This is a genomic window from Pseudomonas sp. microsymbiont 2 (assembly GCF_054788395.1).
Genome location: NZ_CM139112.1, coordinates 1,549,071 through 1,574,569 on the forward strand (window position 1 = coordinate 1,549,071; position 25,499 = coordinate 1,574,569).

Here is a 25,499-nt window from a genome sequence, read left to right on the forward strand (position 1 = left end):
TTGCCCCGCGATGTGGCCGCCAGATCAGCCCTTGCCGCCGGGCGCCAGCATGTTCTCCGGGCGGACCCACTGGTCGAACTGCTCGTTGGTCAGGTACTTCAGTTCCAGCGCCGCCTCGCGCAGGGTCTTGCCCTCGCTGTAGGCCTTCTTGGCGATTTCCGCCGCCTTGTCGTAGCCGATATGCGGGTTCAGCGCCGTCACCAGCATCAGGCCGCGCTCCAGGTGCGCGGCCATCTGCCCGGCATCGGGCTCGATCCCGGCCACGCAATGCTGCTGGAAGTTGCGACAGCCATCGGCCAGCAGTTCGATCGACTGCAGCAGGTTGTGGATGATCACCGGCTTGAACACGTTCAGTTGCAGGTGCCCCTGGCTTGCGGCAAAGCCGATCGCCGCGTCGTTGCCCAGTACCTGGCAGGCCAGCATCGACAGTGCTTCGCATTGGGTCGGGTTGACCTTGCCAGGCATGATCGAGCTGCCCGGCTCATTGGCCGGCAGGCGTACCTCGGCAATCCCGGCGCGCGGGCCGGAGCCCAGCAGGCGCAGGTCGTTGGCGATCTTCATCAGGGCCACGGCCAGGGTCTTGAGGGCGCCGGCCAGGCTGGTCAGCGGCTCGTGGCCGGCGAGGGCGGCGAATTTGTTCGGCGCGGTGATGAACGGCAGGCCGGACAGCGCGGCCAGCTCGGCGGCGATGGCTTCGGCGAAACCGTGCGGGGCGTTGAGGCCGGTGCCCACGGCGGTGCCGCCCTGGGCCAGTTCGCACACCGCTGGCAGCGTCGCGCGGATGGCGCGCTGGGCGTAGCCGAGCTGGGCGACGAAGGCCGAGACCTCCTGGCCGAAGGTGATCGGCGTGGCATCCATCATGTGCGTGCGCCCGGTCTTGACCAGGTGCGCGTGCCGCGCCGACAGCTCGGCCAACCCGTCCGACAGCTCTGCGATCGCCGGCAGCAGCTGCTCCTGTACGGCCTGGGCGGCGGCGATGTGCATGGCGGTGGGGAAGCAGTCGTTGGAGCTCTGCGAGCGGTTGACGTGGTCGTTGGGATGCACCGGCACCTTGCCGCCGCGGCCCTTGCCGGCCAGTTCGTTGGCGCGCCCGGCGACGACCTCGTTGACGTTCATGTTGCTCTGCGTGCCGCTGCCGGTCTGCCACACCACCAGAGGGAACTGGTCGTCATGCTCGCCCTCGAGCACTTCGTCGGTGGCCTGCTCGATCAGGCGGGCGATGTCGGCGGGCAAATCGCCGTTGCGGCCGTTGACCCGGGCAGCGGCTTTCTTGATCAGCGCCAGGGCGTGCAGGACCGCAAGCGGCATGCGTTCCTTGCCGATGGCGAAGTTGATCAGCGAACGCTGGGTCTGCGCGCCCCAGTAGGCGTCGTCTGGAACTTCGACCGGGCCCAGGCTGTCTGTCTCGATACGGCTCATGCTGCGCTCACTCCTTTGTAGTTCGAAACCGCAGTTTAGGCCCTGATTCGACGCAGCGGTTCCCCTGCTCGTCGTGCCACTTGAGCACTTCGCCATCACGGCGCAGAATGCTCTACCCTGAGGTATCCGCCTCCCTCTCTTGAAGGAAATGCAATGACCCGTCTCCGTGCCCTCTGTGCCGCCGTCGCCCTGGTCTGCGCCAGCGGCCAGGTACTCGCAGCCACTCCCGGCCACAATGCCGCCGCCGAGAAATTCCTGACCTTGGCCAACGCCGACAAGCTGGGCACTCCGGTGTACATGCAGGTCCAGCAGATGTTCGCCCAGCGCTTCGAGCAGACCAAGGCGCCGGCGGCCAAGAAAAACGTGCTCGACAGCTACCAGGCCAAGGCCAACGCCGCCCTGGACAACGCCATCGGCTGGAAGAAGCTCAAGCCGAAGATGGTCGATCTGTACACCGCGACCTTCACCGAGGCCGAGCTGAACGACCTGGTCAAGTTCTACGAGTCGCCGCTGGGCAAGAAGGTCCTGCGCGAGATGCCGAAAGTCACCCAGCAGTCGGCCCAGCTGACCCAGCAGAGCCTCGAGCCCGCCGTGCCGGTGGTCAACAAGCTGCTTGACGACATGACCAAGGAACTCGACCCGAGCGCCGGCAAGGCCGCCCCGGCGAAGAAGTGAGCCCGACGCGATGAGCATGCAGCAACGCATCGAACAGCAACTGGCGCCGCTGGGCACCGATCACCTCGAAGTGCTGAACGAGAGCCACATGCATAGCCGTGGCCAGGAGACGCACTACAAGGCGGTGCTGGTCAGCGCCCAGTTCGCCGGGTTGAACAGCGTCAAGCGCCACCAGAAGGTCTACGCCACCATGGGTGAGCTGATGGGCCAGATCCATGCCCTGGCGATCCACACCTACACGCCCGAGGAATGGGCGGCGGTCGGCGCGGCGCCGGCCTCGCCGGTGTGCGCCGGCGGCGGGCACTGAATCCTTTCCGTCGTTCTGGTACAATCTCGCAAAATCCGGGGGCCGCTTTGCGGCCCTTTCGCGACACAAGGCCGCTCCTGCAGGAATACGCATTCCCCTGTAGGAGCGGCCTTGTGTCGCGAAAGGGGCGCAAGGCGCCCCCATGCTTTTTCATGTCAAACCCGGTCCGCCCCTTACGAGGGCAACCACCAGGAGTTTCAGATTCATGACCCAACCGATCGTCGTGGCGGCGCTGTACAAGTTCGTCACCCTGCAGGACTACGTCGAACTGCGCGAGCCGCTGCTCAAGGCCATGCTCGACAACGGCGTCAAAGGCACCTTGCTGCTGGCCAACGAAGGCATCAACGGCACCGTCTCGGCCACCCGCGAAGGCATCGACGCGCTGCTGGCCTGGCTGCGCAATGATCCGCGCCTGGTGGATGTCGACCACAAGGAGTCGTACTGCGACGAGCAGCCGTTCTACCGCACCAAGGTCAAGCTCAAGAAAGAGATCGTCACCCTTGGCGTGCCGGGCGTGGACCCGAACCAGGCGGTCGGCACCTACGTCGAGCCGAAAGACTGGAACGCCCTGATCAGCGATCCGGAAGTTCTGCTGATCGATACCCGCAACGACTATGAGGTGGCCATCGGCACCTTCAAGGGCGCCATCGACCCGAAGACCGAGAGCTTTCGCGAGTTCCCCGACTACATCAAGGCCAACTTCGACCCGAGCAAGCACAAGAAGGTGGCGATGTTCTGCACCGGTGGCATCCGTTGCGAAAAGGCCTCCAGCTACATGCTCGGCGAGGGCTTCGAAGCCGTCTATCATCTTAAGGGCGGCATCCTGAAATACTTCGAGGAGGTAGCTCAGGAAGAAAGCCTCTGGGACGGCGACTGCTTCGTCTTCGACAATCGGGTCACCGTGCGTCACGACCTGAGCGAGGGCGAGTACGACCAGTGCCATGCCTGCCGCCACCCGATCGATGCGAAGGACCGTGAGTCGGAGCACTATTCGCCAGGCGTCAGCTGCCCGCATTGCTGGGATACCCTGAGCGAGAAGACCCGGCGCAGCGCCATCGACCGCCAGAAGCAGATCGAGCTGGCCAAGGCGCGCAACCAGCCGCACCCGATCGGTTACAACTACAAAGCCGAGGCTTGATGCATGTCCGCACGCCTGCTCTATGTGATGGACCCGATGTGCTCCTGGTGCTGGGGTTTCGCTCCGGTGGCCGAGGCACTGATCACCCAGGCGCGTGAAGCCGGGGTCGCCACCCGCCTGGTGCCCGGGGGGCTGCGCAGTGGTGGCAGCGCCCTGGATGCCTCGACCCGCAAGTACATCCTCGAGCACTGGCAGGCCGTGCATGACGCCACCGGGCAGCCGTTTCGCTTCGGCGGCGCGATGCCCGACGGTTTCGTCTACGACACCGAGCCTGCGTGCCGCGCCCTGGTCGCGGCACGTGAGCTGGACGAGCAACGGGCCTGGCGCCTGCTCAAGCTGATCCAGACGTCTTTCTACGAGCAGGGCCTGGATGTCACCCGCGCCCCGCAACTGGTGGAACTGGCCGAGCAGGCCGGTTTCGACCGCGAGCCGTTCTCGCAGCGTTTCACCAGCCACGATACCCGGGCCGCCACCAGCGCCGATTTCGGCTGGGTGCAGGACTTGGGGATCGCCGGCTTCCCCACGTTGCTGGCCGAGCGCAATGGGCAACTGGCGCTGCTGACCAACGGCTATCAGCCCCTGGACAGCCTGCAGCCCTTGCTTGGCCGCTGGCTGCAGCAGGCCGCCTGTGCTTGATCTGCCAGGGTCGCCAGACCCTGTGCCAGGGAAGTCTCCCGCCGTGCCCGATCGCCTGAGCTGGGCGGAAATCCGCCGTCTGGCCCTGCATCACAGGAAAGCCCTGTGGACCGCCAACCTGGTGGCCGTGCTCGCCGCGCTGTGCAGCGTGCCCATCCCCTTGCTGCTGCCGTTGCTGGTGGACGAGGTGCTGCTGGGCCACGGTGACGCCGCGCTGAAGTGGATGAACAACTTCCTGCCGACGGGCTGGCAGGTGGCCGCGGGCTACATCGGCCTGATGCTGGTCGCCACCCTCGGCCTGCGCCTGGCGGCACTGGCGTTCAACGTGGTCCAGGCCAAACTGTTCGCCGGCTTGGCCAAGGACATCGTCTATCGCCTGCGCATCCGCCTGATCGAGCGGCTCAAGCGCATCTCGCTGAAAGAGTACGAGAGCCTGGGCAGCGGCACGGTGACCACGCACCTGGTCACCGACCTGGACACGCTCGACAAGTTCGTCGGCGAAACCTTGAGCCGCTTCCTGGTGGCCGTGCTCACGCTGACCGGCACCGCCGCCATCCTGCTCTGGATGCATTGGCAGCTGGCGCTGCTGATCCTGCTGTTCAACCCATTGGTGATCTATTTCACCGTGCAGTTGGGCAAGCGCGTCAAGCACCTGAAGAAGCTCGAGAACGACAGCACCGCGCGCTTCACTCAGGCACTGACCGAGACCCTCGACGCGATCCAGGAGATCCGTGCCGGCAACCGCCAGGGCTACTTCCTCGGCCGTCTGGGGCTGCGCGCTCGCGAGGTGCGCGACTATGCGGTGGCCTCGCAGTGGAAGAGCGATGCCAGTGGCCGGGCCAGCGGCCTGCTGTTCCAGTTCGGTATCGACATCTTCCGTGCCGCGGCGATGCTCACGGTGCTGTTCTCCGACTTGTCGATCGGTCAGATGCTGGCGGTGTTCAGCTACCTGTGGTTCATGATCGGGCCGGTGGAGCAGTTGCTGAACCTGCAATATGCCTACTACGCGGCGGGTGGCGCGCTGAGTCGTCTGAACGAGCTGCTGGCGCGTGCCGACGAACCGCAGTACCCGGCCGCCAGTGACCCATTCGCCGGGCGCGAAACGGTTGGCATCGAGGTCCGTGACCTGCGCTTCGCCTATGCCGATGAGCCGGTGCTCGACCAGCTGAACCTGTCCATCGCGCCGGGTGAGAAGGTGGCCATCGTTGGCGCCAGCGGCGGCGGCAAGAGCACCCTGGTGCAACTACTGCTGGGGCTGTACGGCGCCCAGGCCGGTACCATCCGCTTCGGTGGCGCCAGCCTGCAGGAGATCGGCCTGGAAACCTTGCGTGAAAACGTCGCGGTGGTGTTGCAACATCCGTCGCTGTTCAACGACAGCGTGCGCGCCAACCTGACCATGGGCCGTGAATGCAGTGACGAGTCCTGCTGGCTGGCACTGCGCATCGCCCAGCTGGACGCCACCATCGCCGCGCTGCCGCAGGGGCTCGACAGCATCGTCGGGCGTTCCGGCGTGCGCCTGTCCGGCGGCCAGCGCCAGCGCCTGGCGATCGCCCGCATGGTGCTGGCCGAACCCAAGGTGGTCATCCTCGACGAGGCGACCTCGGCGCTGGACGCCGCCACCGAATACAACCTGCACCAGGCCCTGGCCCGTTTTCTCAGTGGCCGCACCACGCTGATCATCGCCCACCGCTTGTCGGCGGTGAAGCAGGCGGACCGGGTGCTGGTGTTCGACGGCGGGCACGTCGCCGAGGATGGCGGCCATCAGCAACTGATCGCCGAGGGCGGCTTGTACGCCAAGCTGTACGGGCACCTGCAGCAGACCTGAGACAGGCAGCGGCAAGCGGCACGCGAGCGGAAGGTTTTTCTTGGCGCTTGAAGCCGTCGGCTTGTCGCTCCTTCATGGCAAATGGCCTACGCTGTGCTTGTCTAGGTCGATTTGTGCCTTATCTGCCGTCATGACAGGGATTACATGAAGGGAAAACGGACTCTCGAAGCGCCGAGGTTGCTGGGTATCATCTGGCCATTCGTCGCCGTTGTGGTGTTCCAGGTGCTGTTGGGCAGCCTGAGCCTTTACGCCCTGTCCGCGATGCGTGCCTATGTCGCGGGCGAGAGCCTGTGGTCCAAGGCGCAGAAAGACGCCATCTATTACCTCAACCTCTACGTGGCCGATCGCGACCCACAGACCTACGAGCGTTATCGCCGGGCCATTCTCGTGCCCCAGGGAGACCATGACCTGCGCTTGGCCCTGGACCGCCCCGTCCCAGATCTGGAAGCCGCGCGCCGGGGCATTCTGCAGGGTGGCAACCATCCCGACGACGTTGCCCGGATCATTTGGTTCTACCGCAATTTCCGCCATGTCAGCTACATGGAGACCGCCATCGACTACTGGGACATCGGCGACGACTACCTGCGCCAGCTGGACGTGCTTGCCGGCCAGATGCGCGAGGGGTTTGCCGCCGGCAACGTCGATGCGCGACAGATGGCCAGCTGGCGGGCGCGTATCGTTGCCATCAACGATGGCGTGACGCCGGCGGCCAAGGCGTTCAGCGATGCTCTGGGCGAAGGCTCGCGCATGTTGTTGAAAGTGCTGATGCTCACCAACCTGGCTACCGCGCTGTTTCTCATCGCCATGGCCTGGCGGCGTTCGAGCAAGTTGCTGGCTCAGCGCCAGGCCTTCGCCAGCGCGCTGCAGGAAGAGAAGGAGCGGGCGCAGATCACCCTGGCGTCGATCGGCGATGCGGTGATCACCGCCGACGTCGAGGGTTACATCACCTATATGAATCCGGCAGCCGAGCAACTGACTCACTGGCAGGCGGCCCAGGCTCAGGGCCTGCTCTTGGCGTCATTGTTCAGCCTGCTCGATGAAAATGCCCAGGCCGATAGCCGTACCTTGGTCGAACAGGTGCTCAGTGGCAGTCTCAAGGGGGGCGCCGAACATGCGCGGCTGATCCAGCGCCTGGATGGCAGCACGGTGTCGGTCAATCTGGTCGGGTCGCCGATCCTCACCGAGCGGCAGGTCAGTGGCATCGTCGTGGTGCTTCACGACATGACCCAGGAGCGCCAGTACATCGCCAACCTGTCCTGGCAGGCGACCCACGACGCCCTGACGGGGCTGGCCAACCGTCGCGAGTTCGAATACCGCCTCGAACAGGCCCTCAACGGCCTGGCTCGCCAGGCCGGGCGCCACTCGTTGATGTTCCTCGACCTCGACCAGTTCAAGCTGGTCAACGATACCTGTGGCCATGCGGCCGGCGATGAGCTGTTGCGGCATATCTGCGCCGTGCTGCAATCGGGCCTGCGCGAAGGCGACACACTGGCCCGGTTGGGTGGTGACGAGTTCGGCGTGTTGCTGGAGAACTGCCCTTCGGAACAGGCCGAGCGCATCGCCGAGCAGTTGCGCCAGGCCGTGCAAAGCCTGCATTTCGTCTGGAAGGGACGGCCTTTCGTCACCACGGTCAGCATCGGCCTGGTGCATATGACCCAGGCCCACAACACCCTGGAGGCTTCCCTGAGGGCTGCGGACATGGCCTGCTACATGGCCAAGGAGAAAGGCCGCAATCGCGTCCAGGTGTACCACGCGGACGACAGCGAGCTGTCGATGCGCTTCGGCGAAATGGCCTGGATCCAGCGCCTGCATGTGGCGCTGGAAGAAAACCGCTTCTGCCTCTATGCCCAGGAAATCGCACCGTTGCAGCCCCATGAAGGCCCCGGGCATATCGAAATCCTGCTGCGCCTGCATGACGAGAGCGGGCGCACCATCCTGCCCGACAGTTTCATCCCCGCAGCGGAGCGCTATGGCTTGATGACCGCCCTCGACCGTTGGGTGGTGCGCAGTGTCTTCCAGGTGATCCGTCAGTGCCTGGACGAGGGGCGGGAGGGCCCCTTGGCCATGTGCGCGATCAATCTTTCCGGCTCCAGCATCGGCGATGACAAGTTCTTGGAGTACCTGCAGCGGCTGTTTGGCGAGTTCGATATCCCGCCACGGTTGATCTGTTTCGAAATTACCGAAACCAGCGCGATCGCCAATCTGGGCAGCGCTATTCGATTCATCAATGAATTGAAAGGATTGGGCTGCAGATTCTCCCTCGACGACTTCTGCGCCGGAATGTCGTCATTCGCCTATTTGAAGCATTTGCCTGTAGACTTCCTGAAGATCGACGGAAGTTTCGTCAAGGACATGCTCGATGATCCGATCAACCGGGCGATGGTCGAGGTGATCAATCACATCGGCCACGTCATGGGCAAGCGGACCATTGCCGAGTTCGTCGAAACGCCATTGATCGAGCAGGCCTTGCAGGAGATCGGCGTGGACTACGCCCAGGGCTATCTCATCGAGCGCCCGCAGGTGTTCACCTGCGACAGCCTGCAGCGTCAACGGATTGCCGCGAGGCCCCTCTTGCACCGGGCGCCGGGGACCTTTCGCTGAACAACGCCCGAAAATCACAGGGAATCAAGGAGCTGACAGTGATCGACGCGTTCGTACGGATCGGACCATTGATGGATCCGGCCAGTTATCCGGATTGGGCCCAACAACTGATAGAGGATTGCCGCGAAAGCAAGCGTCGGGTGGTGGAGCATGAGTTCTACCAGCGCCTGCGCGACGGCCAGCTCAAGCAGTCGACCATCCGCCAGTACCTGATCGGTGGCTGGCCGGTGGTCGAGCAGTTCTCCCTCTACATGGCCCACAACCTAACCAAGACCCGCTATGCCCGCCACCCAGGCGAGGACATGGCGCGACGCTGGCTGATGCGCAACATCCGCGTCGAACTCAACCATGCCGACTATTGGGTGAACTGGTGCCAGGCCCACGGTATTCACTTGCATGAGTTGCAGTCGCAGGAGGTGCCGCCGGAGCTCAATGGCCTCAACGACTGGTGCTGGCGGGTATGCGCCACCGAGTCGCTGGCCATCGCCATGGCGGCTACCAACTATGCCATCGAAGGCGCGACCGGCGAGTGGTCGGCGGTGGTCTGCGCGAACGATACCTACGCCCAGGGCTTCCCCGAGGACACCCGCAAGCGGGCCATGAAGTGGCTGAAGATGCATGCGCAGTACGATGATGCGCACCCCTGGGAGGCACTGGAGATCATCTGCACCCTGGCGGGTGAGAAGCCCACGCTGGGGCTGCGCACCGAGCTGCGTCGGGCGATTTGCAAGAGCTACGACTGCATGTTCCTGTTCCTGGAACGTTGCATGCAGCTCGAAGGACGCCAGCAAGGGCGCGCGCGCCCGGCGCTGGCGGCGGGTTAAAACCATCGCGGGGCACGCCCGCTCCCACACACCGTTTCAGTGGCGTGGGAGCGGGCGTGCCCCGCGATGTCCATCAAGGTTTACTGCGCGTTCAGCGCCTGCCCGTTCACATCCTTGCTGTCCGGCCCCATCAGGTACAGGTAGACCGGCATGATCTCCTCCGGCAGCGGATTGTTCTGCGGGTTTTCGCCGGGATACGCCTGGGCGCGCATTGCCGTGCGCGTAGCGCCCGGGTTGATGCTGTTCGAGCGCACCGGCCCCACGCCTTCCAGCTCGTCCGCCAGGGTCTGCATCAGCCCTTCGGTGGCGAACTTCGATACCCCATACGCGCCCCAGTAAGCCCGGCCCTTGCGTCCGACGCTGCTGGAGGTGAACACCACCGAGGCATCCTCCGATAGCTTGAGCAGTGGCAGCAACGTGCTGGTGAGCATGAAGGTGGCGTTGACGTTGATATGCATCACACGCATGAAGTTGTCGCCCGACAGCTGCTCCAGCGGCGTGCGCGGGCCGATGATCGAGGCGTTGTTCAGCAGGCCGTCGAGGCGCCCGAACTGTTCTTCGATCATCGCCGCGAGTTCGTCGTACTGGTGGGGCAGGGCGGTTTCCAGGTTGAACGGAATCACCACCGGCTGCGGATGACCGGCGGCTTCGATCTGGTCGTAGACCTCGTTGAGGTTGGCCTCGGTCTTGCCCAGCAGCAGCACGGTGGCTCCCAGGGCGGCATAGGCCTTGGCGGCGGCGGCGCCGATGCCGCGGCCGGCGCCGGTGACCAGGATGACCCGACCCTTGAGCAGGTCGGGACGGGCGGTGTAGTCGAACATGTCCAGTTCCCTGTAGTTAAGCGTGGGAGCGGGCTTGCCCCGCGATGACGTCAGTACCGGCACCATCGTTGCCTGGGTGAGCGGCATCGCGGGGCAAGCCCGCTCCCACGGGTATCCAATTACCGTTGGTCCATCAGCAACCGCACAGCGCGCTGTCGATCACCTTGCGCAGCTCCAGCGGGTGGTCCACCACCACGTCGGCGCCCCAGTTGTTGGGGTTGTCCTCTGGATGAATATAGCCATAGCGCACCGCTGCGGTGCGGGTACCGGCGTCGCGACCGGACTCGATGTCGCGCAGGTCGTCGCCGACGAACAGCACGCTGGCCGGGTCCAGGTCGAGGGTCTTGCACGCCAGGATCAGCGGCTCGGGGTCGGGCTTGCTGTTCTTCACGTGGTCCGGGCAGATCAGCAAGGCCGAGCGCTCGGCCAGGCCCAGGCGCTGCATGATCGGCTCGGCGAAACGCACCGGCTTGTTGGTGACCACGCCCCACAGCAGGTTGCCTTTCTCGATGTCGGCCAACAGTTCCGGCATGCCGTCGAACAGCTTGCTGTGCACCGCGCAGTCGCGCTGGTAGCGCTCGAGGAATTCCAGGCGCAGGGCCTCGAAGCCGTCGGCCTCGGGGGCCATGGCGAAGGTGGCGGCGACCATGGCGCGGGCGCCGCCGGAGATCACCTCGCGGATGCGCGCGTCGTCGATGGCCGGCAGGCCGCGGTCGGCGAGCATCGCCTGGCAGATGGCGATGAAGTCCGGCGCCGTGTCCAGCAGGGTACCGTCCATGTCGAAGAGTACTGCTCGCAGGCGCATGCTCATTCCTCGCGCAGGGTCTGGATCATGTAGTTGACGTCGACGTCGTTGCACAGCTTGTAGTGCTTGGTCAGCGGGTTGTAGGTCAGGCCGATGATGTCCTTGACCTCGAGGCCGGCGGCGCGGCTCCAGGCCCCCAGCTCGGAGGGGCGGATGAACTTCTTGAAGTCGTGGGTGCCGCGCGGCAGCATCTTGAGCACGTACTCGGCGCCGACGATGGCCAGCAGGTAGGCCTTCGGGTTGCGGTTGATGGTGGAGAAGAACACCTGGCCGCCCGGCTTGACCATGCGGTAGCAGGCGCGGATCACCGACGACGGATCGGGAACGTGCTCGAGCATCTCCAGGCAGGTGACCACGTCGAACTGCCCGGGCATTTCCTCGGCCAGGGCCTCGGCGGTGATCTGCCGGTACTCCACCGCCACGCCGGACTCCAGCTGGTGCAGCTGGGCCACCGCCAGCGGCGCCTCGCCCATGTCGATGCCGGTCACGGTGGCGCCACGCTGGGCCATCGCCTCGCTGAGAATGCCGCCGCCGCAGCCGACGTCCAGCACCTTCTTGCCGGCAAGGCCGACGCGCTCGTCGATCCAGTTGACCCGCAGCGGGTTGATGTCGTGCAGTGGCTTGAACTCGCTTTCGCGGTCCCACCAACGGTGGGCCAGTGCTTCGAACTTGGCGATTTCGGCGTGGTCGACGTTGCTCATCTGAACGGTCCTCTGAAGCTTCTATGAATGTGTCACAGGCCGGCAGCCGTGGCTGCCGGCCGGTCAATCGTTGTGCCCGCGGACGCGGGCTCCCCAGGCACGGGCGTTGGCGGCCAGGGCCTGTTCGTCCATTCGGGTCAGGCGGCGATCCCGCACCAGGGCATGGCCGGCGACCCAGACATCCTTCACGCAGTCGCGGCCGGTGGCGTAGATCAGTTGCGAGACCGGATCGTGCACCGGTTGCTGCGCCAGTCCCGACAGGTCGAAGGCGACCAGGTCGGCGGCCTTGTCCACTTCGAGCGAGCCGATGGTCGCCTCCAGTCCGAGCGCGCGGGCACCGTTGAGCGTGGCCATGCGCAGCGCCCGGTGGGCGTCCAGGGCGGTGGCCGAGCCGGCGACGGCCTTGGCCAGCAACGCGGCGGTGCGGGTTTCGCCGAGCAGGTCGAGGTCATTGTTGCTGGCGGCGCCGTCGGTGCCCACCGCCACGTTTACCCCGGCTTGCCACAACCGCTCCACCGGGCAGAAGCCGCTGGCCAGCTTGAGGTTGGATTCGGGGCAGTGGATCACGCTGGTGTTGCTTTCTACCAGCAGCGCCAGATCTTCGTCGCTGATCTGGGTCATGTGTACTGCCTGCAGGTTCGGTCCCAGCAGGCCGAGCCTGGCGAGGCGGGCCAGTGGTCGTTCTCCGCTGTCCTTGAGCGCCTGTTCCACTTCGCCGGCGGTCTCGTGGATGTGCATGTGCAGCGGCGCGTCCAGCTGGTCGGCAATTACCCGGATCTTTTCCAGGGTGGCATCGCCGACCGTGTACGGCGCGTGCGGGCCGAGGGCGATGGTGATGCGCGGATGATGGCGCAGCTCGCCGAACAGCTCGATGGCCAGGTGCAGGCCCTCTTCCGGGGTGCGCGCGCCGGGGATGGCGAAGTCCAGCAGCGGCACGGCGACTTGCGCGCGGATACCGCTGCGGTGTACGCGGTCGCAGGCTTCGCGGGGGAAGAAGTACATGTCGGCGAAGCAGGTGATGCCGCCCTTGAGCTGTTCGGCGATGGCCAGGTCCGTGCCGTCGCGCACGAACGCTTCGTCCACCCAGCGGCCTTCGGCCGGCCAGATGTGTTCCTTGAGCCAGGTCATCAACGGCAGGTCGTCGGCCAGGCCGCGAAACAGGGACATGGCGGCGTGACCATGGGCGTTGATCAGGCCGGGCGTCAGCAGGCAATCGGGCAATTGCCGCACTTCCAGGGCCTGTGGCGCCCGTTCGCGCGGCCCGAGCCAGGCGATCCGACCCTCGCGGATGCCCAGCGCATGGCCTTCGAGCACCACGCCGGCCGGCTCCACGGGGACCAGCCAGTCCGGCACGAGCAGCAGGTCGAGGAGGGGAGGGGCGGTGGGCATGCGTGGCATATACCTGGGTCGGATCGGCGAAACCCGCAGTATACCCGAGCGTCCGTGGCTGAGGGTCGCTATAATCGCCGGCTTTTGATGCCAGGGCGACGGGGAGAGGCGATGCGCGAGCTACTGATGGCAGCGGAAACGGTGACGGGTATCGAGTGGCGCGATGGCGCGTTGCATCTGCTCGACCAGCGCCTGCTGCCGCTCGAGCAGTGCTGGTTGAGCTGTACCGAGGTGGCCGAGGTGGCCGAGGCGATCAGCGAGATGGTCGTGCGCGGCGCCTCGGCGATCGGCATCTGTGCCGCCTACGGCCTGGTGCTCGCGTTGCGCCGGCGCATGGCCGAAGGCGATGACTGGGAAGAGGCGCTGGAGGAAGACTTCCTGCTGCTGGGCGAGGCGCGGCCCACCCCGGCCAACCTGTTCTGGGCGCTGAACCGCATGCGTGAGCGTCTGTTGCGCCTGCGCCCGGATGAAGACGTGCTGGCGGCGATGGAAGCCGAAGCGGTGGCCATTCACGAGAGCGACCGTGAGGCCAACCTGACCATGGCCCAGTTCGGCGTCGAGCAGATCCGCCGACATCAGGGCAGCGAGCAGGCCTTGCTCACTCATGGCAATGCCGGGGCCCTGGCCAGCGGTGGTTTCGGCACCGCCCTGGGGGTGATTCGCGCCGCCACTCTGGAGGGCATGGTCGAGCAGGTCTATGCCTGCGAATCCCGCCCCTGGCTGCAGGGGTCGCGCCTGACCGCCTGGGAGCTGGCCGCCGACGGCGTGCCGGTTACCGTGGTCGCCGATGCGGCGATGGGGCACCTGATGAAGACCAAGGGCATCACCTGGGTGGTGGTCGGTGCCGACTGTGTCGCCGCCAACGGCGACGTGGCGGCGAAGATCGGTACCTACCAGATGGCGGTGGCGGCCATGCACCATGGCCTGCGCTTCATGGTGGTGGCGCCGAGCAGCAGCATCGACCTGAACCTGGCCACGGGCGAGGACATCGAGCTGGAAGTCCGTGGCGAGGAGGAGTTGCTGGAGGTGGCCGGCATCCAGGTGACGGCCGATGTCGAGGCGTACAATCCCGTGGTCGATGTGACCCCGGCGGACTTGATCGATGTGATCGTCACCGAAAAGGGCGTGGTCGAGCGCCCGGACACGGCGAAGATCGCCCAGCTGATGTGCCGAAAACGCCTCCATTGAGGCGTTTTTTCATGCAATCGCATGGCGCTGCAAGGCAACCTGCCATATCTCCCATGCCGCCCGCGATTGTGATAACATCCGGCAGTTTCCAAGACTGCTCGTTGCAGCGGTCTTCATTGCGCAGATCCATGGCACAACTCATTGATTTGTCGTAAGTCGTCGCACCCCCTTTGCGCTGCGGCGGCGAGCTTCGTTCGTCCTTCGAGGGATCAGGCGAAGTTTCACCAGAAAAAGGAATCAGGCTTCTCATGGGCGAACTGGCCAAAGAAATCCTACCGGTCAATATCGAAGACGAACTGAGACAGTCTTACCTCGACTACGCGATGAGCGTGATTGTCGGGCGAGCGCTGCCCGATGCGCGCGACGGCTTGAAGCCCGTGCATCGCCGCGTGCTGTACGCGATGAGCGAACTGGGCAACGACTGGAACAAGCCGTACAAGAAATCCGCCCGTGTGGTCGGTGACGTGATCGGTAAGTACCACCCGCACGGCGACACCGCCGTGTACGACACCATCGTGCGCATGGCCCAGCCATTCTCGCTGCGCTACCTGCTGGTCGACGGCCAGGGCAACTTCGGTTCGGTGGACGGCGACAACGCCGCGGCCATGCGATACACCGAAGTGCGCATGGCCAAGCTGGCCCACGAGCTGCTGGCCGACCTGCACAAGGAAACCGTGGACTGGGTGCCGAACTATGACGGCACCGAGCAGATCCCGGCGGTCATGCCGACCAAGATCCCCAACCTGCTGGTCAACGGTTCCAGCGGTATCGCCGTGGGCATGGCGACCAACATCCCGCCGCACAACCTCGGCGAAGTGATCGATGGCTGCCTGGCGCTGATCGACAACTCCGACATCACGGTCGATGAGCTGATGCAGTTCATCCCGGGGCCGGACTTCCCGACCGCCGGCCTGATCAACGGTCGTCAGGGCATCATCGAGGCCTATCGCACCGGCCGTGGCCGCATCTATATGCGCGCCCGTTCCGAGATCGAGGACATCGACAAGGTCGGTGGCCGCCAGCAGATCGTCGTCACCGAACTCCCGTACCAGCTGAACAAGGCACGTCTGATCGAGAAGATCGCCGAGCTGGTCAAGGAGAAGAAGATCGAAGGCATCACCGAGCTGCGCGACGAGTCCGACAAGGACGGCATGCGCATCGTCATCGAGCTGCGTCGCGGCGAGGTGCCGGAGGTGGTGCTCAACAACCTCTATCAGCAGACCCAGCTGCAAAGCGTGTTCGGCATCAACATCGTCGCCCTGATCGACGGTCGCCCGCGCCTGCTGAACCTCAAGGACCTGCTCGAGGCGTTCGTCCGTCACCGCCGCGAAGTGGTGACCCGTCGCACCGTGTTCGAGCTGCGCAAGGCCCGCGAGCGTGGCCACATTCTCGAAGGCCAGGCGGTCGCGCTGTCCAACATCGATCCGGTCATCGCCCTGATCAAGGCTTCGCCGACGCCGTCCGAAGCCAAGGAGGCGTTGATCAGCACCGCCTGGGAGTCCAGCGCCGTGCAAGTCATGGTCGAGCGTGCCGGCGCTGAATCCTGCCGTCCGGAAGACCTGCCGGAGCAGTATGGCCTGCGCGATGGCAAGTACTACCTGTCGCCGGAACAGGCCCAGGCGATCCTGGAGCTGCGCCTGCACCGCCTGACCGGCCTGGAGCACGAGAAGCTGCTGGCCGAGTACCAGGAAATCCTCGAGCAGATCGGCGAACTGATCCGCATCCTCAGCAGCGCCGAGCGCCTGATGGAAGTGATCCGCGAAGAGCTCGAGGCGATCCGTGCCGAGTACGGCGATGCGCGTCGCACCGAGATCCTCAACGCCAGCCACGACCTCAACTACGGCGACATGATCCCGGAAGAAGAGCGCGTGGTGACCATCTCCCACGGTGGTTACGCCAAGACCCAGCCGTTGTCCGCGTACCAGGCCCAGCGCCGTGGTGGCAAGGGCAAGTCGGCGACCGGGGTCAAGGACGAGGACTACATCGAGCACCTGCTGGTCGCCAACAGCCACGCCACCCTGCTGCTGTTCTCCAGCAAGGGCAAGGTGTACTGGAAGAAGACCTACGAAATCCCCGAGGCCTCTCGCGCCGCCCGCGGCCGCCCGCTGGTCAACCTGCTGCCGCTGGAGGAGGGTGAGCGCATCACCGCCATGCTGCAGATCGACCTGGAGGCCCTGCAGCAGAGCGCAGGCTCCGACGAAGAGCTGGAGGACGCGGACGACACCGTGATCGAAGGCGAAGTGGTCGAGGTCGAGGAAATCGACGAAGAAGACGGCGATACCCCTGAGTGGCTTGCCGAGCCGACGGGCGCCTACATCTTCATGGCCACCGCTTCCGGTACCGTCAAGAAGACCCCGCTGGTGCAGTTCGCCCGTCCGCGTTCCAACGGCCTGATCGCCCTGAAGCTCAAGGAAGGCGACACCCTGATCGCCGCGGCCATCACCGATGGCGCCAAGGAAGTCATGATGTTCTCCGACGCCGGCAAGGTGATCCGCTTCGCCGAGAGCGTGGTGCGCGAAATGGGCCGTAACGCCCGTGGTGTGCGCGGCATGAAACTGGGCAAAGGGCAGCAGATCATCTCCATGCTGATTCCGGAATCCGGCGCGCAGATCCTCACCGCCTCCGAGCGTGGTTTCGGCAAGCGTACTCCGCTGTCCAAGTTCCCGCGTCGCGGTCGTGGCGGCCAGGGCGTGATCGCCATGGGCACCAAGGGGCGCAATGGCCTGCTGATCGGTGCCATCCAGGTACAGGAAGGCGAAGAGATCATGCTGATCTCCGACCAGGGCACGCTGGTGCGCACGCGGGTCGGTGAAGTGTCCAGCCTGAGCCGTAACACCCAGGGTGTCACGCTGATCAAGCTGGCCGCCGACGAGACGTTGGTGGGGCTCGAACGGGTCCAGGAGCCATCCGAGGAAGAGCTCGATGACATCATCGAGACGGACGAGGAGGGCGCCCCGCTCGATGCGTTGGACGAGGACGGCGCAGGCGCCGAAGAGGCACCTCAGGAATAACCGATGCAACAACCCGAACGGGGCGACCAAGGTCGCCCCGTTTGACTGATTGGAACAGGCAACGTCCGCTTTCTGTAGGAGCGGCCTTGTGTCGCGAAAGGGGCGCGAAGCGGCCCCAGGGTTTCGGCGGCGCTGCAAAATGCCGGGGGCTGCTGCGCAGCCCTTTCGCGACACAAGGCCGCTCCTACAGGAGCCGATGGGGTCTGTGAGTTACGATTTGTTCTATTTGGCAGAGCGAGAGTGGATGTGAGCAAACGAGCCTTTAACTTCTGCGCAGGCCCGGCCGCGCTTCCCGATGCTGTCCTGCAGCGTGCCCAGGCCGAGATGCTGGACTGGCGTGGCAAGGGCCTGTCGGTGATGGAAATGAGCCATCGCAGCGACGACTATGTGGCCATCGCGGAAAAGGCCGAGCAGGACCTGCGCGACCTGCTGTCCGTCCCCTCCAACTACAAGGTGCTGTTCCTGCAGGGCGGCGCCAGCCAGCAGTTCGCCGAGATTCCGCTGAACCTGCTGCCGGAGAACGGCACCGCCGACTACGTCGAGACCGGCATCTGGTCGAAGAAGGCCATCGAGGAAGCACGTCGCTTCGGCAGCGTCAACGTCGCCGCCAGCGCCAAGCCTTACGACTACCTGGCCATTCCGGGTCAGAACGAATGGAATCTGACCAAGAACGCGGCCTACGTCCACTATGCGTCCAACGAGACCATTGGCGGCCTGCAGTTCGACTGGGTGCCCGAGACCGGCGATGTGCCGCTGGTGGTCGACATGTCCTCGGACATCCTCTCCCGCCCGATCGACGTGTCGCAGTACGGCCTGATCTACGCCGGCGCGCAGAAGAACATCGGCCCCAGCGGCCTGGTGGTGGTGATCGTGCGTGAAGACCTGCTGGGTCATGCCCGCAGCAGCTGCCCGACCATGCTCGACTACAAGGTCTCGGCCGACAACGGTTCGATGTACAACACCCCGGCTACCTATTCCTGGTACCTCTCGGGCCTGGTCTTCGAGTGGCTCAAGGAGCAGGGTGGCGTCGAGGCCATGGAACAGCGCAATCGCGCCAAGAAAGACCGCCTGTACGGTTTCATCGATGGCAGCGAGTTCTACACCAACCCGATCAGCCACAACGCTCGCTCGTGGATGAACGTGCCGTTCCGTCTGGCCGACGAGCGCCTGGACAAGGCCTTCCTGGCCGGCGCCGACGCCCGTGGCCTGCTGAATCTCAAGGGGCACCGCTCGGTCGGCGGCATGCGGGCCTCGATCTACAACGCCCTGGGCCTGGAGGCCGTCGAGGCGTTGGTCAACTACATGGAAGAATTCGAAAAGGAGCATGGATGATGTCCGATCAGGAACTCAAGGCACTGCGCGTGCGCATCGACAGTCTCGACGAGAAGATCCTCGAGCTGATCAGCGAGCGCGCCCGGTGCGCCCAGGAAGTGGCCAAGGTCAAGACGGCGTCGCTGGCCGAAGGCGAGGCGCCGGTGTTCTATCGCCCCGAGCGTGAAGCTGCGGTGCTCAAGCGCGTCATGGAGCGCAACAACGGGCCGCTGGATAACGAAGAGATGGCGCGTCTGTTCCGCGAGATCATGTCGTCGTGCCTGGCGCTCGAAGAGCCGTTGAAGGTCGCCTACCTCGGCCCGGAAGGGACCTTCACCCAGGCCGCGGCCATGAAGCACTTCGGCCACGCCGTGGTCAGTCGTCCGATGGCGGCCATCGACGAGGTGTTCCGCGAAGTGGCGGCCGGTGCCGTCAACTTCGGCGTGGTGCCGGTGGAGAACTCCACCGAGGGTGCGGTCAGTCACACCCTGGACAGCTTCCTCGAGCACGACATGGTCATCTGCGGCGAGGTCGAGTTGCGCATTCACCACCACCTGCTGGTGGGTGAGAACACCAAGACCGACAGCATTACCCGCATCTACTCCCACGCCCAGTCGCTGGCCCAGTGCCGCAAATGGCTGGACGCCCACTACCCGAACGTCGAGCGCGTGGCGGTATCGAGCAATGCCGAGGCGGCCAAGCGGGTCAAGGGCGAGTGGAACTCGGCGGCGATCGCCGGCGACATGGCGGCCAACCTGTATGGCTTGACCCGCCTGGCGGAGAAGATCGAGGATCGTCCGGACAACTCCACGCGTTTCCTCATGATCGGCAACCAGGAAGTGCCGCCGACTGGCGACGACAAGACTTCGATCATCGTCTCCATGAGCAACAAGCCGGGCGCCCTGCACGAGTTGCTGGTGCCGTTCCACGAAAACGGCATCGACCTGACGCGCATCGAGACCCGGCCGTCGCGCAGTGGCAAGTGGACCTATGTGTTCTTCATCGACTTCGTCGGCCATCACCGCGATCCGCTGATCAGGGCGGTGCTGGAGCAGATCAGCCAGGAGGCTGTGGCGCTGAAGGTGCTGGGTTCGTATCCGAAGGCGGTGCTTTGATTTGAGATCGCCGGGGCCGCTTCGCGCCCCATCGCGACACAAGGCCACTCCCACAGGTATTGTGCAGGCCTTGAAGCTGTACTGAGTCCCGTGGGAGCGGCCTTGCGTCGCGATGGGCTGCAACGCAGCCCCACCGGGTCTCGCAGATTGCCTAGATTTCTGAACAGGGTTCGCACTCGTGGTTGATGCTGTAACAAACAAATCCGCACCGATTGTCGGCCGCTTGGTCGTGGTTGGCCTCGGCCTGATCGGCGGCTCCTTCGCCAAGGGCCTGCGTGAAAGCGGCCTGTGCCGCGAAGTGGTCGGCGTCGACCTGGATGCCGAGTCGCGCAAGCAGGCCGTGGCGCTGGGCGTGGTCGACCGTTGCGAGGCTGACCTGGCCGTCGCTTGTGTCGGCGCCGATGTCATCCAGCTGGCGGTGCCGATCCTGGCCATGGAGAAAGTCCTGGCCCGGCTGGCTCAGCTCGACCTGGGTGACGCGGTGATCACCGACGTGGGCAGCGCCAAGGGTAATGTCGTGCGCGCAGCACGCGAAGCGTTCACCGAGCGCCTGCCGCGCTTCGTGCCGGGGCACCCTATCGCGGGTTCCGAGCAAAGCGGCGTGGAAGCCTCCAATGCCGCATTGTTCCGTCGCCACAAGGTGATCCTCACGCCGCTGGCGGAAACCGATCCGCAGGCCCTGGCCCTGGTCGATCGCCTCTGGCGCGCGCTGGACGCCGATGTCGAGCACATGCCGGTCGAACGCCATGACGAAGTCCTGGCCGCCACCAGCCACCTGCCGCACCTGCTGGCCTTCGGCCTGGTCGACTCGCTGGCCAAGCGCAATGAAAACCTGGACATCTTCCGGTACGCTGCGGGGGGCTTTCGCGATTTCACGAGAATCGCCGGCAGCGACCCGATCATGTGGCATGACATCTTCCTCGCCAACCGCGAGGCGGTCCTGCGCACTCTCGATACATTTCGCAGCGACCTCGACGCCTTGCGCGACGCGGTCGATGCTGGGGACGGGCACCAGCTGCTGGGTGTGTTCACCCGCGCTCGGGTTGCCCGCGAGCATTTCAGTAAAATCCTGGCCCGCCGGGCCTATGTGGACGCTATGAACGCCAACGATCTGATTTTCCTGGCCCAACCGGGTGGCCGCGTGTCCGGACGGATCCGCGTACCTGGCGACAAGTCGATTTCCCACCGCTCGATCATGCTCGGCTCGCTGGCCGAAGGCACCACCGAGGTGGAAGGTTTCCTCGAGGGCGAGGACGCCCTGGCCACCTTGCAGGCCTTCCGCGACATGGGTGTGGTCATCGAAGGCCCGCACCATGGCCGCGTGACCATTCATGGCGTCGGCCTGCACGGCCTCAAGCCGCCACCCGGGCCGCTGTACGTCGGTAACTCCGGTACCTCGATGCGCCTGCTGTCCGGCCTGCTGGCGGCACAGTCGTTCGACACCACCATGACCGGCGATGCCTCGCTGTCCAAGCGTCCGATGAATCGCGTGGCCAACCCGCTGCGCGAAATGGGCGCGGTGGTCGAGACCGGTCCTGAAGGCCGTCCGCCGCTGACCATCCGTGGCGGGCACAAGCTCAAGGCGCTGAATTACACGCTGCCGATGGCCAGTGCCCAGGTCAAATCCTGCCTGCTGCTGGCCGGCCTGTACGCCGAAGGCACCACCACCGTCACTGAGCCGGCACCGACCCGTGACCACACCGAGCGCATGCTGCGCGGCTTTGGCTACTCGGTCGAGTCCAACGGCCCGGTGGCATCCCTGCAGTCCGGTGGCAAGCTCACCGCCACTCGCATCGAGGTGCCGGCGGATATTTCCTCCTCGGCGTTCTTCCTGGTGGCGGCGTCCATCGCCGAAGGTTCCGAGCTGGTGCTCGAGCATGTCGGCATCAACCCGACTCGTACCGGTGTGATCGATATCCTGCGCCTGATGGGGGGTGACATCACCCTGGAAAACCAGCGTGAGGTCGGCGGCGAGCCGGTGGCCGACCTGCGTGTGCGCGGGGCCAAGCTCAAGGGCATCGAGATCCCCGAGCACCTGGTGCCGCTGGCGATCGACGAGTTCCCGGTGCTGTTCGTCGCCGCGGCCTGTGCCGAAGGGCGTACCGTGCTGCGTGGCGCCGAAGAGCTGCGGGTCAAGGAGTCGGATCGCATCCAGGTGATGGCTGACGGCCTGATCACCCTGGGCATCAAGTGCGAGCCGACCCCGGACGGCATCATCATCGACGGCGGCCAGATCGGCGGAGGTGAAGTGCATGGCCATGGCGACCATCGCATTGCCATGGCCTTCAGTGTCGCGTCGCTGCGCGCCAGTGCGCCGATCGTCATCCATGATTGCGCCAACGTCGCCACGTCGTTCCCGAACTTCCTGGCACTGTGCGCCGAAGTTGGCATTCGTGTCGCCGAAGAGGGCAAGTCGTGAGTTCGCAAGCACCCGTCATCACCATCGATGGGCCGAGTGGCTCGGGCAAGGGCACGGTCGCCGGCATGCTGGCCCGGGAGCTGGGTTGGAAACTGCTCGATTCTGGTGCCCTGTACCGCCTGCTTGCCTTCAATGCCAGCAATCACGGTGTCGACCTGACCAACGAAGAGCTGCTCAAGGCCCTGGCCGCCCATCTGGACGTGCAGTTCATCGCCGCCGAGCCGGGCAAGTTGCAGCAGATCATTCTCGAGGGTGAGGATGTCAGCCATGTCATTCGTACCGAGACCGTCGGCGCCGGCGCCTCGATGGTCGCTTCGCTGCCGGCCGTGCGCGAGGCGCTGCTGCAGCGCCAGCGCGCCTTTCGCGAGGCCCCGGGGTTGATCGCCGACGGTCGCGACATGGGCACCGTGGTGTTCCCCGACGCGCCACTCAAGGTGTTCCTCACCGCCAGCGCCGAGGAGCGTGCCCGTCGCCGCTACCTGCAGTTGAAGGGCAAGGGTGAAGATGTTAGTCTGTCAAGTCTGCTAGATGAGATCCGTGCGCGCGACGAGCGTGACACCCAGCGCGCAGTGGCCCCGCTCAAGCCGGCGGTCGATGCCATTCAGCTGGATTCCACGGAGTTGTCCATCGAGCAGGTGCTGCAACGCATCAGAAGCGAGCTCGCCCTGCGCGACCTGGCCTGATGGAGAGGAGAGCGGGCAGGGGCACCAGTCAACGTCCTGCCAGTTCTTCTTTACTTAACGAAACCCACATTGTCTGGAATGTGGCTATGGGCGTCTGTTTCGCCCGAATCTACAGGAATTAAAATGAGCGAAAGCTTTGCAGAACTCTTTGAAGAAAGCCTGAAAACCCTCAATCTTCAGCCGGGTGCCATCATCACCGGTATCGTTGTCGACATCGACGGCGACTGGGTTACCGTTCACGCTGGCCTGAAGTCCGAGGGCGTCATCCCGCTCGAGCAGTTCATCAACGAAGCTGGCGAGCTGACCATCAAGGTCGGTGACGAAGTTCACGTTGCGCTGGACGCGGTCGAAGACGGCTTTGGCGAAACCAAGCTGTCCCGTGAAAAAGCCAAGCGCGCCGAGTGCTGGATTGTTCTGGAAGCTGCTTTCGCTGCCGAAGAAGTGGTCAAGGGCGTTATCAACGGTAAGGTTAAAGGCGGCTTCACTGTCGACGTTAACGGCATCCGTGCGTTCCTGCCGGGCTCCCTGGTTGATGTCCGCCCAGTGCGCGACACCACCCACCTCGAAGGCAAAGAGCTGGAATTCAAGGTCATCAAGCTGGACCAGAAGCGCAACAACGTTGTCGTTTCCCGTCGCAGCGTCCTGGAAGCCGAAAACAGCGCCGAGCGCGAAGCTCTGCTGGAATCGCTGCAGGAAGGCCAGCAGGTCAAAGGTATCGTCAAGAACCTCACCGACTACGGTGCGTTCGTTGACCTGGGCGGCGTCGATGGTCTGCTGCACATCACCGACATGGCCTGGAAGCGTATCAAGCACCCGTCGGAAATCGTCAACGTTGGTGACGAGATCGACGTCAAGGTCCTGAAGTACGATCGCGAGCGCAACCGCGTTTCGCTGGGTCTGAAGCAACTGGGCGAAGACCCATGGGTTGCTATCAAAGCCCGCTACCCAGAAAGCACCCGCGTCATGGCTCGCGTCACCAACCTGACCGACTATGGCTGCTTCGCTGAGCTGGAAGAAGGCGTTGAAGGCCTGGTGCACGTCTCCGAAATGGACTGGACCAACAAGAACATCCACCCGTCGAAAGTCGTTCAGGTTGGCGACGAAGTGGAAGTCATGGTTCTGGACATCGACGAAGAGCGTCGTCGTATCTCCCTGGGTATCAAGCAGTGCAAATCGAACCCATGGGAAGACTTCTCCGGCCAGTTCAACAAGGGTGACAAGATCACCGGTACCATCAAGTCGATCACCGACTTCGGTATCTTCATCGGCCTGGACGGCGGCATCGACGGTCTGGTTCACCTGTCCGACATCTCCTGGAACGAAGCTGGCGAAGAAGCCGTGCGTCGCTTCAAGAAGGGCGACGAGCTGGAAACCGTCATCCTGTCGGTTGACCCAGAGCGCGAGCGCATCTCCCTGGGCATCAAGCAGCTGGAAGACGATCCGTTCTCCAACTTCGTTGCTGTCAACGACAAGGGCGCTATCGTAAAAGGTATCGTCAAGGAAGTTGACGCCAAGGGCGCTATCGTGACCCTGGCCGACGACATCGAAGCTACTCTGAAGGCTTCCGAAATCAGCCGTGACCGCGTTGAAGACGCCCGTAACGTGCTGAAGGAAGGCGAAGAGATCGAAGCCAAGATCATCAGCGTCGACCGTAAGTCCCGCGTCATCAGCCTGTCCATCAAATCGAAGGACGATGCTGAAGAGCGCGAAGCCATCCAGAGCCTGAAAAACGCTCCGGAAGCGGCTGCCGACACCACCATGGCCGCGCTGCTGCGCGAAGCAATGGCCAAGCAGAACTGAGTTCTGTTTGATCGGTGAAAAAGGGCGACCCTCGGGTCGCCCTTTTTTTGTACCTGCGATTTGTCGGCAGCGCTTGGCTATTCGCTCCCTGCGCCGATTTAGGAGGCTTCTCATGGCTCGTGAAAAAATCCGTATCTTGAATTTTTTTGTTTAGTCAAGAACCGGCCTGTTCAAATCAGCCGGAGCATGCTACAAACTGATTAAGCAATGATCTAGCTGCTTGATAACGAAGGGAAAAATATGACGAAGTCGGAGCTGATCGAACGTATTGTCACCCATCAGGGGCTGCTCTCGTCCAAGGACGTCGAGTTAGCCATCAAGACCATGCTTGAGCAGATGTCGCAGTGCCTGGCGACCGGGGATCGCATCGAGATCCGCGGCTTTGGCAGTTTCTCGCTGCACTATCGCGCGCCGCGCGTAGGGCGCAATCCCAAGACCGGGCAGTCGGTCAGTCTCGTGGGCAAATATGTCCCACACTTCAAGCCTGGCAAGGAGCTGCGTGACCGGGTCAATGAAGAAGAGCATGAGCCTGGCTGAGCAATTGAAGGAGCAGTCCGATGCGTAACCTCAAGCGCGCCGTAGTGGCGCTGTTCGTGTTGCTGCTGGCGGCAGTGGTGCTGTTCTTCGTACTGGAGAATCAGCAAGCAGTGTCACTGATGATGTTTGGCTGGACAGCGCCGGCCATTCCGGTGGCGGTGTTGGTGCTGGCTGCGCTGCTTGTTGGCTTGGCAATCGGCCCTCTTCTGGGGGCTTATGGTCTGATGCGCGGCAAGCGCAAGATCAGCGCTGCTGCCCGTCGAGCGGCCTTCTCCGAGAGTTAAGGAAGCGTCC

21 protein-coding genes are annotated in these 25,499 nt (G+C 64.2%); 16 read left to right on the forward strand and 5 right to left on the reverse strand.

Annotated features, from left to right (window positions below; genetic code table 11):
- Positions 1-24: 24 nt before the first annotated feature.
- Positions 25-1,419 carry a class II fumarate hydratase gene (locus tag ACYUME_RS07035; RefSeq protein ID WP_460418419.1) on the reverse strand — a complete coding sequence of 465 codons (1,395 nt, stop codon included), beginning with the start codon at positions 1,417-1,419 and terminating at the stop codon, positions 25-27.
- Positions 1,420-1,572: 153 nt separating this feature from the next.
- Here ACYUME_RS07035 and ACYUME_RS07040 point away from each other — a divergent pair, with 153 nt between their 5' ends.
- The 7 genes from ACYUME_RS07040 to ACYUME_RS07070 all read left to right on the forward strand — a co-directional run bounded on the left by ACYUME_RS07040 (position 1,573) and on the right by ACYUME_RS07070 (position 9,425).
- Entirely contained in the window at positions 1,573-2,094 is a 522-nt protein-coding gene (locus tag ACYUME_RS07040; RefSeq protein WP_279882279.1) for a DUF2059 domain-containing protein, read from the forward strand.
- A gap of 10 nt (positions 2,095-2,104) precedes the next feature.
- Positions 2,105-2,401 (forward strand): BolA family protein, encoded by a 297-nt coding sequence (locus ACYUME_RS07045; protein ID WP_460418420.1) that lies wholly within the window; start codon positions 2,105-2,107, stop codon positions 2,399-2,401.
- Between the two features lie 205 nt (positions 2,402-2,606).
- Positions 2,607-3,539, forward strand: coding sequence for an oxygen-dependent tRNA uridine(34) hydroxylase TrhO (gene trhO / locus ACYUME_RS07050; protein WP_460418421.1), 933 nt, complete (start codon positions 2,607-2,609; stop codon positions 3,537-3,539).
- A gap of 3 nt (positions 3,540-3,542) precedes the next feature.
- Entirely contained in the window at positions 3,543-4,175 is a 633-nt protein-coding gene (locus ACYUME_RS07055; RefSeq protein WP_460418422.1) for a DsbA family protein, read from the forward strand.
- Complete coding sequence (locus ACYUME_RS07060; RefSeq protein ID WP_460418423.1) at positions 4,168-6,000, forward strand: ABC transporter ATP-binding protein; 1,833 nt, start codon at positions 4,168-4,170, stop codon at positions 5,998-6,000. Before ACYUME_RS07055 ends, ACYUME_RS07060 begins: the two co-directional genes overlap by 8 nt.
- A 144-nt stretch (positions 6,001-6,144) precedes the next feature.
- On the forward strand, positions 6,145-8,601 hold the full coding sequence (locus tag ACYUME_RS07065) for an EAL domain-containing protein (RefSeq protein WP_460418424.1): 2,457 nt from the start codon (positions 6,145-6,147) through the stop codon (positions 8,599-8,601).
- Between the two features lie 38 nt (positions 8,602-8,639).
- The gene (locus ACYUME_RS07070) at positions 8,640-9,425 is read left to right on the forward strand and encodes a TenA family transcriptional regulator (protein ID WP_279882290.1); all 786 of its coding nucleotides are present in this window, start codon (positions 8,640-8,642) and stop codon (positions 9,423-9,425) included.
- Between the two features lie 80 nt (positions 9,426-9,505).
- Here ACYUME_RS07070 and ACYUME_RS07075 read toward each other — a convergent pair whose 3' ends face one another.
- The 4 genes from ACYUME_RS07075 to ACYUME_RS07090 form a co-directional block, all read right to left on the reverse strand.
- Positions 9,506-10,246 carry a YciK family oxidoreductase gene (locus ACYUME_RS07075; protein WP_279882292.1) on the reverse strand — a complete coding sequence of 247 codons (741 nt, stop codon included), beginning with the start codon at positions 10,244-10,246 and terminating at the stop codon, positions 9,506-9,508.
- A gap of 133 nt (positions 10,247-10,379) precedes the next feature.
- Positions 10,380-11,051: an N-acetylmuramic acid 6-phosphate phosphatase MupP gene (gene mupP / locus ACYUME_RS07080; protein ID WP_279882294.1), complete on the reverse strand. Its 672-nt coding sequence runs from the start codon at positions 11,049-11,051 to the stop codon at positions 10,380-10,382.
- 2 nt (positions 11,052-11,053) lie between these two features.
- Positions 11,054-11,752, reverse strand: a complete 699-nt coding sequence (gene ubiG / locus ACYUME_RS07085) for a bifunctional 2-polyprenyl-6-hydroxyphenol methylase/3-demethylubiquinol 3-O-methyltransferase UbiG (protein ID WP_460418425.1) — start codon at positions 11,750-11,752, stop codon at positions 11,054-11,056.
- Between the two features lie 63 nt (positions 11,753-11,815).
- Positions 11,816-13,141 carry a TRZ/ATZ family hydrolase gene (locus tag ACYUME_RS07090; protein WP_279882296.1) on the reverse strand — a complete coding sequence of 442 codons (1,326 nt, stop codon included), beginning with the start codon at positions 13,139-13,141 and terminating at the stop codon, positions 11,816-11,818.
- A gap of 111 nt (positions 13,142-13,252) precedes the next feature.
- On the opposite strand from ACYUME_RS07090, the gene mtnA reads away from it, so the two are divergent.
- The 9 genes from mtnA to ACYUME_RS07135 all read left to right on the forward strand — a co-directional run bounded on the left by mtnA (position 13,253) and on the right by ACYUME_RS07135 (position 25,489).
- Positions 13,253-14,329: an S-methyl-5-thioribose-1-phosphate isomerase gene (gene mtnA / locus ACYUME_RS07095; RefSeq protein WP_460418426.1), complete on the forward strand. Its 1,077-nt coding sequence runs from the start codon at positions 13,253-13,255 to the stop codon at positions 14,327-14,329.
- Between the two features lie 248 nt (positions 14,330-14,577).
- On the forward strand, positions 14,578-17,340 hold the full coding sequence (gyrA, locus tag ACYUME_RS07100; RefSeq protein ID WP_460418427.1) for a DNA gyrase subunit A: 2,763 nt from the start codon (positions 14,578-14,580) through the stop codon (positions 17,338-17,340).
- 246 nt (positions 17,341-17,586) lie between these two features.
- Positions 17,587-18,672 (forward strand): 3-phosphoserine/phosphohydroxythreonine transaminase, encoded by a 1,086-nt coding sequence (gene serC, locus ACYUME_RS07105; protein ID WP_460418428.1) that lies wholly within the window; start codon positions 17,587-17,589, stop codon positions 18,670-18,672.
- Complete coding sequence (gene pheA / locus ACYUME_RS07110; RefSeq protein ID WP_279882304.1) at positions 18,672-19,766, forward strand: prephenate dehydratase; 1,095 nt, start codon at positions 18,672-18,674, stop codon at positions 19,764-19,766. Before serC ends, pheA begins: the two co-directional genes overlap by 1 nt.
- A 211-nt stretch (positions 19,767-19,977) precedes the next feature.
- On the forward strand, positions 19,978-22,185 hold the full coding sequence (locus tag ACYUME_RS07115; protein WP_460419303.1) for a bifunctional prephenate dehydrogenase/3-phosphoshikimate 1-carboxyvinyltransferase: 2,208 nt from the start codon (positions 19,978-19,980) through the stop codon (positions 22,183-22,185).
- Positions 22,186-22,250: 65 nt separating this feature from the next.
- A complete protein-coding gene (cmk, locus tag ACYUME_RS07120) occupies positions 22,251-22,868 on the forward strand; it encodes a (d)CMP kinase (protein WP_460419304.1) in 618 nt (205 codons plus the stop codon).
- A gap of 123 nt (positions 22,869-22,991) precedes the next feature.
- A complete protein-coding gene (gene rpsA / locus ACYUME_RS07125; RefSeq protein ID WP_028690822.1) occupies positions 22,992-24,668 on the forward strand; it encodes a 30S ribosomal protein S1 in 1,677 nt (558 codons plus the stop codon).
- Between the two features lie 240 nt (positions 24,669-24,908).
- Positions 24,909-25,205, forward strand: a complete 297-nt coding sequence (ihfB, locus tag ACYUME_RS07130) for an integration host factor subunit beta (RefSeq protein ID WP_279882310.1) — start codon at positions 24,909-24,911, stop codon at positions 25,203-25,205.
- Positions 25,206-25,225: 20 nt separating this feature from the next.
- Positions 25,226-25,489, forward strand: a complete 264-nt coding sequence (locus tag ACYUME_RS07135; protein ID WP_279882311.1) for a lipopolysaccharide assembly protein LapA domain-containing protein — start codon at positions 25,226-25,228, stop codon at positions 25,487-25,489.
- The last annotated feature ends 10 nt before the right edge of the window (positions 25,490-25,499 follow it).

What these genes read in the sequence shown, in the direction of transcription:
- rpsA (WP_028690822.1), top strand. Translation starts at nt 22,992, where the DNA reads ATGAGCGAAAGCTTTGCAGAACTCTTTGAAGAAAGCCTGAAAACCCTC.
- gyrA (WP_460418427.1), top strand. Translation starts at nt 14,578, where the DNA reads ATGGGCGAACTGGCCAAAGAAATCCTACCGGTCAATATCGAAGACGAA.
- ACYUME_RS07065 (WP_460418424.1), top strand. Translation starts at nt 6,145, where the DNA reads ATGAAGGGAAAACGGACTCTCGAAGCGCCGAGGTTGCTGGGTATCATC.
- pheA (WP_279882304.1), top strand. Translation starts at nt 18,672, where the DNA reads ATGTCCGATCAGGAACTCAAGGCACTGCGCGTGCGCATCGACAGTCTC.
- ACYUME_RS07090 (WP_279882296.1), bottom strand. Translation starts at nt 13,141, where the DNA reads ATGCCCACCGCCCCTCCCCTCCTCGACCTGCTGCTCGTGCCGGACTGG.
- ACYUME_RS07075 (WP_279882292.1), bottom strand. Translation starts at nt 10,246, where the DNA reads ATGTTCGACTACACCGCCCGTCCCGACCTGCTCAAGGGTCGGGTCATC.
- ACYUME_RS07040 (WP_279882279.1), top strand. Translation starts at nt 1,573, where the DNA reads ATGACCCGTCTCCGTGCCCTCTGTGCCGCCGTCGCCCTGGTCTGCGCC.
- ubiG (WP_460418425.1), bottom strand. Translation starts at nt 11,752, where the DNA reads ATGAGCAACGTCGACCACGCCGAAATCGCCAAGTTCGAAGCACTGGCC.
- ACYUME_RS07135 (WP_279882311.1), top strand. Translation starts at nt 25,226, where the DNA reads ATGCGTAACCTCAAGCGCGCCGTAGTGGCGCTGTTCGTGTTGCTGCTG.
- ACYUME_RS07045 (WP_460418420.1), top strand. Translation starts at nt 2,105, where the DNA reads ATGAGCATGCAGCAACGCATCGAACAGCAACTGGCGCCGCTGGGCACC.
- cmk (WP_460419304.1), top strand. Translation starts at nt 22,251, where the DNA reads ATGCTGGCCCGGGAGCTGGGTTGGAAACTGCTCGATTCTGGTGCCCTG.
- ACYUME_RS07035 (WP_460418419.1), bottom strand. Translation starts at nt 1,419, where the DNA reads ATGAGCCGTATCGAGACAGACAGCCTGGGCCCGGTCGAAGTTCCAGAC.
- mtnA (WP_460418426.1), top strand. Translation starts at nt 13,253, where the DNA reads ATGCGCGAGCTACTGATGGCAGCGGAAACGGTGACGGGTATCGAGTGG.
- ihfB (WP_279882310.1), top strand. Translation starts at nt 24,909, where the DNA reads ATGACGAAGTCGGAGCTGATCGAACGTATTGTCACCCATCAGGGGCTG.
- mupP (WP_279882294.1), bottom strand. Translation starts at nt 11,051, where the DNA reads ATGCGCCTGCGAGCAGTACTCTTCGACATGGACGGTACCCTGCTGGAC.
- ACYUME_RS07055 (WP_460418422.1), top strand. Translation starts at nt 3,543, where the DNA reads ATGTCCGCACGCCTGCTCTATGTGATGGACCCGATGTGCTCCTGGTGC.
- trhO (WP_460418421.1), top strand. Translation starts at nt 2,607, where the DNA reads ATGACCCAACCGATCGTCGTGGCGGCGCTGTACAAGTTCGTCACCCTG.